The organism is Microtetraspora malaysiensis (genome assembly GCF_001528665.1).
In the GTDB taxonomy this organism is placed as follows: Bacteria; Actinomycetota; Actinomycetes; order Streptosporangiales; family Streptosporangiaceae; genus Microtetraspora_A; species Microtetraspora_A malaysiensis.
The window spans coordinates 368,413-382,110 of sequence record NZ_BBYJ01000007.1 but is presented as its reverse complement, the minus strand read 5'-3'; the positions used below and the strand labels follow the sequence as shown (position 1 = coordinate 382,110).

Here is a 13,698-nt window from a genome sequence, read left to right as displayed (position 1 = left end):
TCGGAGGTACACGGTCGATCCCGGAGTGCCCTTCGCGATGCTGGCTCGGGCGTCAGAACGACGCAATCCGGCACTCCTGGAGGTGGTGGCACCATGGGCACGACCTGGGGAGGCTGTTTGGGATTCGGCTCCCACCCGGCCCTGCTCGATCGCGTCTGCGAGGAATTCCCCGGCCCCTGGACCGTTCTGGACGGCGCCGACCCCGGCCAGTCCCCGCCCCGGGAGGCGGTCGAGCGCGCCGTCGTCGCCGCCAGGACACCGGCCGACCTGCGCCGGGCCGCGCCGTTCGGGGCGCTGGTCCCGGACGCGACCCAGGTGTGCGTCGTCATCGCGGAGGCGCCGCCGTGGGCCGCCCAGCCGCTCCCCGTCGCGGGGCAGAGCCCCGCGTGGCACCTCCTCGCCGATCTGCGGATCGCGCGGCGCAGGCGCGGCTGGCGCGTGGAGGCGACGTTCTCCGCGCCGGTGCCCGGCGGCGAGGTCCTCACCCACATCCTGTACGGCATGCTCGGGGGACGGCGCCACCTGGCCCAGCCGGTGGTCGGCCTGGCCGGCGAGAGCGTCTGCGGCTGGCGGCCCGGCGATCCGAACGTAACCCTGACCGCGGTGGAGGGGCCCGTGGCGGAGCGGCGGGACGCCCCGGGCTGCGACCTGGTGCTCCGGGTCGTCGAACGGTCGGCGCGGCCGTGGCCGGACGCGCGGATCCCGGTCGCCGACCGGGCGCCGCTGACCGCCGTCCTGGACGGCCCCGCGCACCCCGACCTGCTCCCGCCGGTGGACGAGACCGTCGTCAACCCCATCGGGTTCCGCCAGAACGCCAAAGGGCCGGTCGCCATCCTGACCGGCCGGGCCGGCGGGTATTCGATCACCAGCGGGCTGGACGAGCTGGTCCGGCTGTCCCCCGAGGGAGAGCTGACGGACGTCGATGTCGCCCGGCTCCGCGACGCGGTCGGGGTCGCCGTCCACGGGGTGGAGGCAGACGGCCTGGTCCGGGCGCGGATCGTCGCCGGGCTCGCCGCCGCCGGCATCCCGGTGATCCTCAACGCCGACAGGATCGCCGACCCGGCGCTCGGCGCGGAGCTGTCCGACACGCTCGCGGCCGTGGACGAGGAGCAGCTCGGGTCCGAGCTGCGGCGCGAGGAGGTCAGCGTGCGCCTCCGGCGGGCCGCGCTACGGACGCACGGCGCGATCCCGCGCTGGCGGAACATCGCCGTCTCGGCCGGGCTGGCGCTGTCCCACGAGCCGCCCGTCTCCGTCCTGCTGCGCACGTGCCGCAAGGACATGGTCGCCTTCGCCCTGGAACAGATGGAACGGCAGCGCGGGGTGCGCGCCGAGGTGATCCTCGGGCTGCACGGGTTCTCCGCCAGGGAGGCCGGCGTCCAGGGGGCGATCGCCGACTCGTCGCTGCGGATCACGGTCGTCGAGGCCGCGGCGGGCGTGCCGTTCGGCGAGCTGCTGAACCGCATGGCCGCCGTCGCGTCCGGGTCGTTTTTCGCCAAGGTGGACGACGACGACTGGTACGGCCCCGACCACCTGGCCGACCTCCTGCTCGCCCAGCGGTACTCGGGGGCCGAGCTGGTCGGGTCGGCCGCCGAGTTCGTCTACCTGGAGCCGATCAACACCACCGTCCGCCGCCGTCTCGGCACCGAGCGGTTCACCTCGCTGGTGGCGGGCGGGACCATGCTGGTCACCCGCGAGATGTTCGAGACCGTCGGCGGGTTCCGCCCCATCGCCAAGACGGTGGACGGCCAGCTCCTGGAGTCCGTGGAGGCCGCAGGAGGGCGGATCTACCGCACCCACGGCCTCAACTACGTCCTGCGCCGGCGCCAGTCCCGGACGCACACCTGGAGACACCCCGTCCAGGCGTTCCTCAAGTCGTACCAGGAGCAGTGGCGCGGGCTTCATTTCAACCAACTGATGGAAAGCGCTTCGACGCCCCATGTGGGCTACTGGAGGCAGGAACCGTGACATCCCCGATCCGGCAGCCGCGCATCCCGGCCAACGACCACGGCGTCCTCGACGGCGTTCCCGAGCCGGGCGAGTGGACGCCCTGTCTCTCGGTGAGCGTGGTGGTCCCGACCAGCGGCACCGGTGACATTCTTCCCCTGACCCTGGCCGCTCTGGCCGCCCAGACCTACCCCCGCCACCTGCTCGAAGTGATCGTCGTGGACGACGGGGAGCGGCCGATCGCCCGGCTCCCCGAAATCCGGCCGGAGCGCACGCGGCTGCTCCGCCCGGAGGACGGGCGGTGGGGCAAGCCGCACGCCTGCAACCTGGGCGCGGCGGCGGCCGAGGGCCATGTCGTCCACTGGATGGACGACGACGTCGTGCCCTTCCCCGGGCACGTCGAGGCGCACATGCGCTGGCACCACCTCGCCGGGTACCTCGCCGTGCTCAGCCACCTGAGGTTCGTGGAGTGGCGGCCGGGCGAGCTGACGCCGAACGAGGTCCTGGTCGCCGCCGAGGCGGGCGCGGTCGCCAAGCTGTTCCACGAGGAGGACAGCACGCCGCAGTGGACGGAGAAGCGCTGGAACCGCACTGACGATCTGCGGACCGCCGGGGTGGACGCGTTCTCGGTCCACGTGGGCGCCTCCGCGTCGGTCCCGGCGGAGCTGTTCCGGTCGGCCGGCGGCATGGACGAGTCACTGCCGCTCGGCGCGGACACCGAGCTGGGCTACCGCCTCGCCCAGGCCGGCGCCGTCTTCGTCCCGGACCGGGGCGCCCGCGCCTGGCACCTCGGCGACTCCACCGTCATGCGGCGCGAGCAGGAGGTGAAGCGGCACAACTGGCCCTACCTCGGCGAGCGGGTGCCGAGCTTCCGCTGGCTGCGCACGACCCCCGGCCGCGGCTACCGCGTGCCGTACGTCGAGGCGGTCGTGGACGCCCGGGACGCCTCGCTCGAGGACGTCAGGGCCACGGTCGACGGCCTGCTGGCGAGCTGGACCCCGGACGTGTCCGTACGGATCACCGGGCCGTGGAGCCGCCTCGGCGACGCCTGCCGCACGCCCCTGGACGACCCGGACCTGGACCTGCGGCTGATCAGGGCGGGATACGAGGGGGACGCCCGGGTGACCCTCACCGAGGAGCTGCCCGAGTCCTGCTTCCCGACGCCGTTCCGGTTCCACTGCCCCGCCGGGTGGGTGCCCGGCCAGGACGCGCTGGGCCGGTTGATCGCCTTCGCCGACCGCAACACCCTCGGTGTGCTGTCGCTCGCCCTCGACGAGCGGGACGAGGTCGTCCACGCCCGGCTGGAGCGTACGGCGGCGCTGAGCCGGGCCCGCCTGGTGGCCGACCCGGACGAGGACCTCGACGACGTGGTCCACGAGGTGTTCGGCACGCTCTGGGACGTCGGCGAGAAGTGGGGCATCGTGCGCGCCGAGTCCGCCACGACGGTCAGCCCGCAACGGCTGCAGGCCGAGCTGGAGAAGTGCCGGGCCAGGTCGCTGGTGCTGCAGGACCGGGTCAACCGGTGGCGCCGGCAGGCGACGCGGGGCCAGGCGACGCGCAGGTGGTGGCGGAACGCCGGCCGCCGCGCCACCCGCGTCATGGTCCGGCGCGTCGCGCGTCCGGTCATGCGCCGGGTCGCCCGCCCGGTCGCGCTGCCGTGGCCCGCGGCGCAACGGGGCCGGGTGTGACCGCGCCCGGCAGCGGCCCCGGGAGAGACGACGTCCGACGACCTCGAAGGACCCCTCCGTGCCCCGCGTGAGCGTCATCATCCCGATCTACGACGTGGAACCGTACCTGGAGGCCTGCCTGGAGTCGGTCGCCGCGCAGACGTGGCACGACCTGGAGGCCGTCATGGTGGACGACGGCTCGACCGACGGCGGCGCCGCCGTCGCCCGGCGCTACGCCGAGCGCGACCCCCGGTTCCGGCTGCTGCGGCAGGCCAACGCGGGGCTGGGGGCGGCGCGCAACGCCGGCCTGCGCCACGCGACCGGGGAGTTCGTCTGCTTCCTCGACGCCGACGACCTGCTCCCGCTCCACGCGGTCGAGTACCTGCTGGCCGAGCTGCGCCGTACCGGCTCCGACCTGGCGACGGGGAACGTCCGGCGGTTCAACTCGCGCGGGGCCCGGCAGTCCGCGATGCACCGGGAGATCTTCGCCGCACCGGCGGCGGCCACCCACGTCAGCGTCCGGCCCGTGCTCCTGAAGGACCGGCTGGTCACCAACAAGATGTGGCGCCGCTCGTTCTGGGACGCGCACGGCCTCCGCTTTCCCGAGGGCATGCTGTACGAGGACATCGCGGTGGCGCTGACCGGCCACTTCCTGGCGCGCTCGGTGGACATGCTGCCCGCGCCCGTCTACCTGTGGCGCGAGCGCGACGGCGGCCGGCCGTCGATCACCCAGGACAAGAGCCATGTCAGGGGACTTGCGGACCGCTTCGCGGCGGTGGCCTCGGTGCGGCGATTCCTTGCCGAGCACGGCCTGGAGAAGCACATCCCGGCCTGGGACCATGTCGTGCTCGACCACGACATGGTGAACTTCCTCGACGTCGTGGACGCCGCCTCGGACGCCTTCCAGGCCCGGTTCCTCGACCTTGCCGGCGCGTACCTCGCGGATGTCGCGCCGTCCGTCCTCGCCGCGCTGCCCGCCGCGCGGCGGCTCAAGTGGCATCTGGTCGGCGAGCGGCGGCTCGCCGACCTGCTCGCGGTCATGGAGTGGGAGAGCCGGGCGCACCCCGGCGAGCAGGTCGTACGGCGGCTGCGCGGCCACTACCTCGACACGCCGCTCCTGAACCGGCGGGACGTCCCCGCCGAGGTGTCGCGGCTGCGCGGCGAGCTGTCGCCGGTGACCCGCCTCGACCGGGTGCGGTGGGCGGAGGGGAGGCTGGTCGTCGAGGGACGGGTGACGATCCGGCACCTGCGGCCGACCCGGCGCTTCCACCAGCAGGTCTTCGCGACCCTCGTGCAGGAGGGGAGCGGCCGCCGGGTCCGGGTGCCCGCCGCCGTCACCCGTACCGCGCTCTTCATTCGGCGGGGCAGGCCCCGCGGCCGCCGTGACTGGGGCGGGTTCCGGCTCGCCGTCGATCCCCGCCGTCTCGCCGACGCGAGCGAGGGCGGCGCGCGGTGGCGGGTCGAGCTGCACGTGATGCACCGCGGGCTCATGCGGCGCGGACCGCTCGCCGACCCGGGCGCCTCCTTCGCCGAACACGCGGGGGCCCGGAGCCTGGAGCCCGCGCTGCCGGGGCACTACGTCACGCCCGCGCTGACCGAGGCGGGCACGCTCGTCCTGCGGGTCGAGCGCGAGGCGGCGCGGGTCACCGGCCACGCCGTACGGGACGGGCGGCTGCTTCTCCGGGGAGAGGTGGTGGGTGAGCTGGGGCCGCAGCCGGTGCTGCGCCTCGCCCGTGAGCCGGGCGGCGTTCCGCTGGCCGCCCCCGTCAGCACCGACGGCCGGACGTTCGAGGTCGAGGTGGACCTGGCCGCCCTCCTCCCGGCCCGCAGGTTCGCCCTCGGCGGCGTCGACGCCGGGCTGCTCGACCTGCCCGTACGGTGGCGGGCCACCGTGGACCGCGCGGGCGGCGAGGTGACGCCCGTGACCGTGGCCGAAGAGCTCGCCCCGCGCCGGGTCGGCCGCGGCGACCGGGAGATCGTCGTGCTGCGGGACCCCTCCGGGGAGCTCGTGCTCAGGGACCAGGCCGCCGCCGCGTACGCCGAGTACGTCGAGTGGCTGGCCGGGGGCGAGTTGCTGGTCGAGGGCGGGTTCGCCGAGCCGCAGGAGGGGCCGCGCGCCCTCGTCGTCGCGGCGTCGGACCGCTCCGTCGAGCGGCTCGTCCCGATGGACGGCGGCGGCGCCCGCTTCGGCGGCCTGCTCGCGCCCGAGGCCCTGGACACCCCGGCCGGGCCGCTGCCGCTGCCCAAGGGCCGGTACGGCCTCGCCGTACGAGCCGGAGGGCGCGACCTGCCGCTGGAGTTCGAGCCGGACTTCCCGCTCGTGCTGGAGACGGCCCGGCGGAGGTTCGAGCTGGCCGCCGACGACGCCGGACGCGCCGTGCTGTCCGTGGGGAGTGACCTGGCGACGAGCGAGCGCGGCAAGAAGGCGCAGCGCGCCCTGCGCCTGGAGGTGTACCCGGCGATGCGGGAGCGTCCGCTCCGCGCCGAGGTGTTCTTCAGCAGCCACGCGGGCCGCCGTTTCTCCGGCAGTCCGCGCGCCGTGTACGAGGAGCTTCGCGACCGGGGCGCCGACCTCGCGTTCCTGTGGAACGTCCGCGACGGGCAGGTCGCGCTGCCGCCCGGGGTCGAGCCCGTCCGCACCGCCGGTCGCGAGTACTACGAGGCGCTGGCGCGCTGCCGGTACATCGTCGTCGACGACCACCTGCCCCCGTGGTTCGAGCCGCGTCCGGGGCAGACCGTGCTGCAGACCCGGAACTGCTGCGTCCCCACGCGGGCGGAGCGCGACGTGGGGCGGTGGACCCACCTGCTCTCACCGGGGCCGCCCGGCACGCCGCTGCTGCGGGACGCGCTCGGCTTCCAGGGCGAGATCCTGGAGACCGGCCTGCCGCGCAACGACTTCCTCAGCGCTCCCGGCCGGGACGCCGTCGCCGCCGAGACCGCCCGCCGCCTCGGCCTGCCCGAGGGCAGGAAGGTCGTCCTGTACGCCCCGGCCCGGCGTCCCGCCCGCGAGAAGCCGCGGCTCGAGCTCGGCCGGCTGCGGGCGGCCCTCGGCGACGATCACATCGTGCTCGTGCGCAGGCATCCCTCCCTGGCGGCGCAGGCCCCCGTGACCGGCTTCGGCGACGGCGTCCACGACGTGACCGCCCACCCCGACGTCCGCGAGCTCTACCCGCTCGTGGACGTCCTGGTCACCGACTACTCGTCGGCGATGTTCGACTTCGCGCTCACCGGCCGGCCCATGCTGTTCTTCGCGTACGACGTGGACGAGTGGGCGGGCCGGTTCCTGTTCGACTTCGAGGCCGAGGCGCCGGGGCCGCTGCTCACCACCACGGACGAGGTCGCCGCGGCGGTCGCCGACGTGGCCGAGGTGGCGGCCAAGTACGCCGGGCTGTACCACGATTTCGTGACGAAGTTCTGCCCGCTCGACGACGGCCGGGCCGCCCGCCGGGTCGTCGACCGGGTCTTCGGCGAGATCGTGGACGGGACGCCTGAGCGGGCTTAGCGCGACGCGCGGCGGGACATGGTCAAGGATGATTCAAGCGACGGTAAGGCGACCGACGTGCGCACGGCTCCATCGGATGATCGCGGGGCATCCTGGCCGCGTGCGTACGGCTCTCAGACTCTCGGTGATCGTCCCGTTCCACGACGTGGAGGAGCACTTCACGGAGTGCCTCGCCTCGCTGCGCGCGCAGACGCTCACGGACGTCGAGTACATCCTCGTGGACGACGGCTCCACCGACGGCGGGCCGTCGGTCGCCGCGGCGCTCGCCGCCGCCGACTCCAGATTCACGGTCGTCCACGGGCCGAACCGTGGGCCGGGCCCGGCGCGGGAGGCGGGGATCGCCCATGCCTCCGGCGACTACCTCGCGTTCGCCGACGGTGACGACCTGGTCCCGCCGGACGCCTACCGCCTCATGGTCGAGACGCTCGACGAGACCGGGTCCGACCTGGCCTGCGGCGCGGTGACCCGGATCCGCCGCGACGGCACGGTCAAGGCCCGCTCCGTGGTCCCCGGATTCGGCGCGACCGTGCCGCGCACGCACATCCGCGCGCACCGCGAGCTGATCCAGGACCGGCACGTCGTCAACAAGGTGTTCCGCCGCTCCTTCTGGGACGCGCACGGCTTCACCTTCCCGGAGGGGCCGTACGAGGACGCGCCGGTCGCGATCCCGGCGCACGTCCTGTCCTCCGCGACCGACGTACTCGCCGACCCCGTCTACCTCTGGCGCGCCCGGCCCGGTTCGGCCCGGGACCGCCGGGGCGACCCCGAGCGCGTCGCCCGGTCGCTCGCCTCGGCCGCGACCGTCTCGGCCTTCCTGGCCGAGCACGCGCGTAAGCTGTGGCGGCGGCACGACCAGCACATCGCCGAGACCGAGTTCCCCCTCCTCATCGAGATGCTCGCCACGGCGCGGGCCGGGGTCGCGCGGCTGCTGTTCGACAGCGCCCGCGCGTCCCTCGACGCGTTCCACCCGGCCGCGGCCGCCGGGCTGCCCGCGATCCAGCGGCTCCAGATCCATCTCGTACGGACCGGCATGGTCAAGGAGCTGGCCGCCGTCCGACGGTTCACCCGCACCGAGATCGACGATCACGGCCTGGTCCGGCGCGGCTCGGCCTGGTATTTCGACTACCCCCTCCTCGACGACCCCCGGGTGCCGGACGAGATCTACGAGGCCGGGCCCGAGCTGCGCGCCCACGTCGTGGTCGACGACGTACGGCCGGCCGGGGAGCGGCTGCGCGTCACCGGGCACGCCTACCTGCGCCTGGTGGACAGCAAGCTCTGCGACATCGAGGTCTGGCTCGAATCGGGCGCCCGGCGGATCCCGCTCAGGGCGCGCGGCGCGGAGCGGCCCGACGCGACCGCTGACTCCCGCCAGTCCGCGGTCTCCCACGACAGGTCCGGGTTCGTCGCCGACGTCGATCCGGCCCGGCTGCCGGAGGGGACGTGGACGCTGCGCGCTCAGGTGTCCACGCGCGGCGTCGAGCGCGCGGAGCGCGCCCGCGGACACCGGGACGCGGGGGAGCGCTCCTTCCGGATCGGCGACCTCCACGTGTCCCTCACCCCGCAGGAGGGGCTCGTCCTCACGGCCGCCGCCTCCACTCACGCGTCCGGGGATGTGCCGGGGGCGCGTGTCCCCGGGCGTCATCTCGCCGAGGACCCCGCGTCCGGCGCCGCCGACTCGATCCCCCTGATCACCGGCGTCCGCTGGACCGAGGCGCACGAGCTGGTCCTGAGCGGTGAGGGCGGAAGCCGTACGGACCGGGTGGTGCTCCGGCTCGGCGACTCCGGCGACTCGGGCGACTCGGTTGACTCGGGCGAGCGGCACGAGTGGCCGGTCGACTGGTCCGGCTCGCGGTTCAGCGCGACCGTCGGCGTCACGGCGGACGGCCTGCCGCCGCGCAGCGGGCGGTGGCGCGTCCTCCTCGGCGACAGGCCGCTCACGCTCGCCGCCGAACTGGTCGCCGCGCCGCCGGAGCCGCACACGACCGCCGTGCACCAGATCTCCATCCTGCCCGGACCGGGCGGGGAGCTGCGGCTGCTGGTCAGGCCCGCGCTGCGCCCGGACGAGCGCGGCAGGTACGCCCTGTGCAGGCTGCGCGGCGCGCGCCGCCACCACCGCTCGCGGATCAGGGACGCGGTGCTGTTCGACAGCTACGGCGGCGGCCAGTACTCCTGCAACCCGCGCGCCGTGTGCGAGGAACTGCTGCGGCGCGACCTCGACCTGGACCTCGTCTGGGCCACCAGGGACGGCCAGTTCACCATCCCCGACGGCGTCCGCACGGTGCTGTACGGCTCCCGCGAGCACGAGGAGGCGCTCGGCACCGCCCGGTTCGTCGTCGCCAACCGGCGCACCCAGCCGTCCTGGTACGAGAAGCGGCCGGACCAGATGTTCGTGCAGACCTGGCACGGCACCCCGCTCAAGCGACTGGGCCGCGACGTCAGGGGAAAGCCGCTGGCCAGCCGCGACATCTACGAGGGGCTCGACCGCTACGCCGCGATGTGGGACCTGCTGCTGTCGCCGAACCCGTTCTCCACGCCGATCCTGCGCGGCGCGTTCGGGTACGACGGCGAGGTGCAGGAGTCGGGCTACCCGCGCAACGACGTGCTGTTGCGCCCCGGCCACGGCGAGCGGGTGCGGCGGGCGCTCGGCGTTCCCGACGGCACGCGCGTCGTCCTCTACGCGCCGACCTGGCGCGACGACGAGCACGCGCGCCGGGGGCGGACCGGGCTGGCGCTGGACGTGGAACGGGTCGCCCGGGCTCTGGGTGAGGACACGGTCCTGCTGGTCCGGCCCCACTACCTGATGGCCGGCCGGATGGCGACACCGCCGCCGCTCGCGTACGCCGGGGGCGCCGCGGACGTTGGTGGCCTTGGCGGCCTTGGGGACGTCGGCGGCACGGCCCGAGGGCGCGCGATCGCGGAGGCCGGCCCGCCGGTGCTGGGCGGGCGGGCCTTCGATGTCTCCAGATTTCCCGACATGGCGGACCTGCTGGCCGTCACGGACGTGCTCGTCACCGACTACTCGTCGGCGATGTTCGACTTCGCCTGCACCGGACGGCCCATGGTCTTCTTCGCCTACGACCTGGAGCGGTACCGCGACCAGGTCCGGGGCTTCTACTTCGACTTCGAGAAGGAGGCCCCCGGCCCGATCGTCCGTACCTCCGACGGGGTGGTCGACGCGGTCCGCGCGGCGCTCGGAGGCCGGGGCACGCACCTCGCGGCCCACGGGATCCCCGGAGGCGGGCGCGGCAGGCACCGGGCGGATCCCGTGGAGTCCGGGACCGAGTGCGAGGACCGGGACCTCTACGGGGACCCCCACGGTCGCGCCTCCGCGGGATACCGGGACTTCGTGGTGCGGTTCTGCCCCTACGACGACGGCCAGGCGTCCCAGCGCGTCGTGGACCGGATGCTGATGGAGCCCGAATGAGCCTGCTCTCGACCGGCGCGCTCACGCGCCCCCTCGCGCCGTCCCGGGCGCGCCGCGCCGGCCTGCTGCTCCCCGGGCTGCCCGCGCTGACCGCCCTGATCGCCGGGCTGTGGGGTCTGGACCGGCCGCCCGTCTGGCGGGACGAGGCGGCCACGGTCAGCGCGGTCACCCGCACGCCCGCCGAGATGCTGGACCTGCTGCGCCAGGTGGACGCCGTCCACGGCGTCTACTACGCGTTCATGCACGTGGTGAGCGCCCTGTTCGGCACCGGCGACGTGGCGCTGCGCCTGCCCTCGGTGCTCGCCGGGGCGCTGGCCGCGAGCGGCCTCGCCGTCCTGGGGCGCGAACTGGGCCATCCCCGAGCCGGTCTGTACGGCGGGCTGCTCCTCGCGGTGACGCCGATCCTCTCCCGCTACGTCCAGGAGGCCCGGCCGTACGCGCTCACCATGGCCGCGACGGTCGGGGTGACCCTGCTGCTGGTGCGCGCGGTCCGCGCCCCTTCCCGGCGGCGCTTCCTCCTGTACGGCGCCGCCCTGGCCGGGCTGGCCTACCTGAACCTGTTCGCCTTCCTGGTCGCCGGCGGCCACGGGGTGTACGCCCTCATGGAAGCGCGGCGGGGCCGGGCCGCGCCGCGGCGGATCCTCGCGCCCTGGTGCGCGGCGGCGGGTGCGGCGCTGGCGGCGGTGCTGCCGCTGGCCTGGTTCGCGTCCGGACAGAGCGCGCAGGTCGGCTGGATCCGCTCACCCGGCCCCGAGGACGTGCGCCTGCTCGCGATCAGGCTCTTCGGCGACCTGGGGGTGACCGGCTCGGCGTGGCCGGGTCTCGCGCCGCTGGTCCTCGGGCTCGCGCTGTACGGCGCGGCCCGATGCGGAGCCGTGGCGCGGGTGGCGCTGCCCTGGCTGCTGCTGGCCCCGCTCGCGTTGCTGACGGTGTCGTGGGCGGTCCACCCGTACTTCGTCTTCCGCTACGTGTTGTGCTGCGTGCCCGCCGCCGCACTGCTGGCCGGGGCCGGGCTCGCCGCACTGCCGCGCGCCCTCGTGGTCCCGCTCCTCGCGGTGGGGTTCGGCCTGGCGGCGCCCGGCCACCTGGCGACCCGGGGGCCTGACGGCCGGATGGACAACCCGGAGCCGCTCATGGCGGTGCTGGAGCGGGCGGCGCGGCCGGGCGACGCGGTCGCCTTCGCGCCGGGGCTGGTGCGCAAGTACACCGCCGTCTACCCGGGCGTCTTCGACCGCCTCGACGACGTGCTGCTCCGCAGATCACCCGAAACGGATGGCAGCTTCTCCGGGCTGGACGTGGGCCGCCGGGTCGCCGCGGCCCGGCTGGACGGCGTGCGGACGCTCTGGGTGGTCGGCTACACCAGGAAGATGGAGGCCACCGGATGGGGCGACGACCTGCTCCCCGAGCCCTTCACGTGCACCGGGCACTGGGTCTCCGGTGGGGTGGCCGTGGCCCGTTTCCGCAGCGCCGTCGCCTGATCGCGCGGGGCACCGGAGTCAGGAGAGCTCGAACGGGTTCGGCGTCGGATAGTACGCCTCCAGGAAGCGCATCAGCAGCGCGTCCTGATCCTCCGTCGTCGGCGCGGTGTCGTTGAGGCAGAAGGCGTCGTGCTTGCGCTTGGCGAGCATCCGGCGCAGCTTGACCGGGGTCTCCTCCAGCGCCAGGTCGACGTACGTGTACTCGACCAGACCGGGCATCGCGCGGCCGGTCAGGTAGCCGTAGTAGTGGGCGAGCGACGACACGACCGAGATGTCGCTGGACTTGCGGAAGGCCCCGCGCGCCGTCGCCGCGAAATCGTCGGCGAGCCGCTCCTCGATCTCGTACATCAGGGAGCGGCGCAGGGCGTAGGGCACGTGCTTCATCTTCTGGGTGATCGTCCGGCCGGACAGCGTCTCCAGGATGCGCCGGTTGTTCATCCCGGCCGCGTGGACCGGCGACTCCTCGTCCGCCGGCGAGCCGAACGGCACGTGCACCACGCTGGGGAAGAAGTGCGGCATGCCGTTCCCCTCGAAGAAGGTGTGCGCCGGCAGGGGCCGCCCGAGGAAGAAGTCGTCGTTCAGGTAGAGGAAATGCTCGGAAAGCCCGTCGATGTGGTGGAGCTGCGTCTCGATCGCGTGCGAGTTGAAGACCGGCAGCACGGACGAGTCCGTGAAGATCTCCTTGTGGTCCACCATCGAGATGAGCGGGTCGGAGGCGTCCAGCCAGGAGGGCTGCTGCCCGTCGGTCACCACCCACACCCGGTTCACCCACGGCGCGTACGTCAGCAGCGAGCGCAGCGAGTAGCGCAGCTCGTCCCGGCTGGTGAAGCGGGCGTCCGTGGTGGCCTGCTCGCTGAGCCCGCCGGTCAGCGCGAGGTCCCTGCGGGCCCGCCAGGCGGGGTCGGAGCCGTCCACCCAGGTGTAGACCGCGTCGATCGGGAAGTCGATGTCGTCGATCAGGCGGTGGGTGAACTCCGGCCGCGTGGGATAGGTCCCGATGCTCCGCGACGGCGAGACGAGGTTGTTGAACAGCTCCTCGCCGCCCTGGACGGTGCGCCCGTGCAGCGGCACGATGTCGCACGAGCGGTTGGGGCGCGGCGCCACCAGCGTGTCCCCCTCGGCCGCCCAGAACTCCAGGTCGCAGCCGTACTCGGAGCCGAGGGTGAGGGTGCGCGACGGGCTGGTGAAGTAGAGCGCGAGCCGCAGCACGCGGGCGCCCCCCAGATCGCCGGCGCGGCGCAGCGGGCGCATCTCGCCCACCTCCGCCGATCGCTCGCCCCGCCTGCCGTACGGCTGCCGCCCGGCGAGCAGCGGCTGCTCGCAGCGGGCCAGGGCCGACAGCGCCTCCGACTGATGGGTGGCCGGGACGGCCACGGCCGGCGGTCTGCCGAGCGGCGGGCGCACGCAGAAGTACGGCACTCCCGCGCCCGCGAGCACCGAGCACACCAGCCCGAAGGTCTCGCGCTGGGCTTGTAACGGGCCCGCGTCCTTCCTGACCAGCGCCGTTCCCGGTGTGGTCCCCCCGGCCGCCAAGCGCTTGCGCAGCCGTTGATACAACATTCCGACCTGCATGATCTCCCCCCGGAACAGGACTGTAACGGACTGTAACGGATGAAGGCCCCGATCGCCGGACCCTTTGGCGAGGTCGGGGGGAGAGTCAAGAACTGGCAACGAGTTGACCTC

6 protein-coding genes are annotated in these 13,698 nt (G+C 74.3%); 5 read left to right on the top strand and 1 reads right to left on the bottom strand.

All coding sequences use genetic code 11. The features are described 5' to 3' along the window. The first annotated feature begins 93 nt into the window (after window positions 1-93). The 5 genes from AWQ71_RS42585 (at window position 94) to AWQ71_RS09470 (ending at window position 12,015) form a co-directional block, all read left to right on the top strand. Window positions 94-1,965: a glycosyltransferase family 2 protein gene (locus AWQ71_RS42585; RefSeq protein WP_169806533.1), complete on the top strand. Its 1,872-nt coding sequence runs from the start codon at window positions 94-96 to the stop codon at window positions 1,963-1,965. After that, window positions 1,962-3,632, top strand: coding sequence for a glycosyltransferase (locus AWQ71_RS42580; protein ID WP_169806532.1), 1,671 nt, complete (start codon window positions 1,962-1,964; stop codon window positions 3,630-3,632). Before AWQ71_RS42585 ends, AWQ71_RS42580 begins: the two co-directional genes overlap by 4 nt. Before the next feature lie 58 nt (window positions 3,633-3,690). Continuing rightward, the gene (locus AWQ71_RS09480; protein ID WP_067129899.1) at window positions 3,691-7,113 is read left to right on the top strand and encodes a bifunctional glycosyltransferase/CDP-glycerol:glycerophosphate glycerophosphotransferase; all 3,423 of its coding nucleotides are present in this window, start codon (window positions 3,691-3,693) and stop codon (window positions 7,111-7,113) included. 100 nt (window positions 7,114-7,213) lie between these two features. Beyond that, window positions 7,214-10,537 (top strand): bifunctional glycosyltransferase/CDP-glycerol:glycerophosphate glycerophosphotransferase, encoded by a 3,324-nt coding sequence (locus AWQ71_RS09475; RefSeq protein ID WP_067129896.1) that lies wholly within the window; start codon window positions 7,214-7,216, stop codon window positions 10,535-10,537. Further along, window positions 10,534-12,015, top strand: a complete 1,482-nt coding sequence (locus AWQ71_RS09470; protein ID WP_067129893.1) for a glycosyltransferase family 39 protein — start codon at window positions 10,534-10,536, stop codon at window positions 12,013-12,015. Before AWQ71_RS09475 ends, AWQ71_RS09470 begins: the two co-directional genes overlap by 4 nt. A gap of 18 nt (window positions 12,016-12,033) precedes the next feature. Here the strand turns inward: AWQ71_RS09470 and AWQ71_RS09465 are convergent, their stop codons facing one another. Continuing rightward, complete coding sequence (locus tag AWQ71_RS09465; RefSeq protein WP_169806531.1) at window positions 12,034-13,575, bottom strand: stealth family protein; 1,542 nt, start codon at window positions 13,573-13,575, stop codon at window positions 12,034-12,036. Window positions 13,576-13,698 lie beyond the last annotated feature (123 nt).

Coding starts and splice junctions, on each gene's coding strand:
- AWQ71_RS42585 (WP_169806533.1), top strand. CDS start 94: ATGGGCACGACCTGGGGAGGCTGTTTGGGATTCGGCTCCCACCCGGCC.
- AWQ71_RS09470 (WP_067129893.1), top strand. CDS start 10,534: ATGAGCCTGCTCTCGACCGGCGCGCTCACGCGCCCCCTCGCGCCGTCC.
- AWQ71_RS09465 (WP_169806531.1), bottom strand. CDS start 13,575: ATGTTGTATCAACGGCTGCGCAAGCGCTTGGCGGCCGGGGGGACCACA.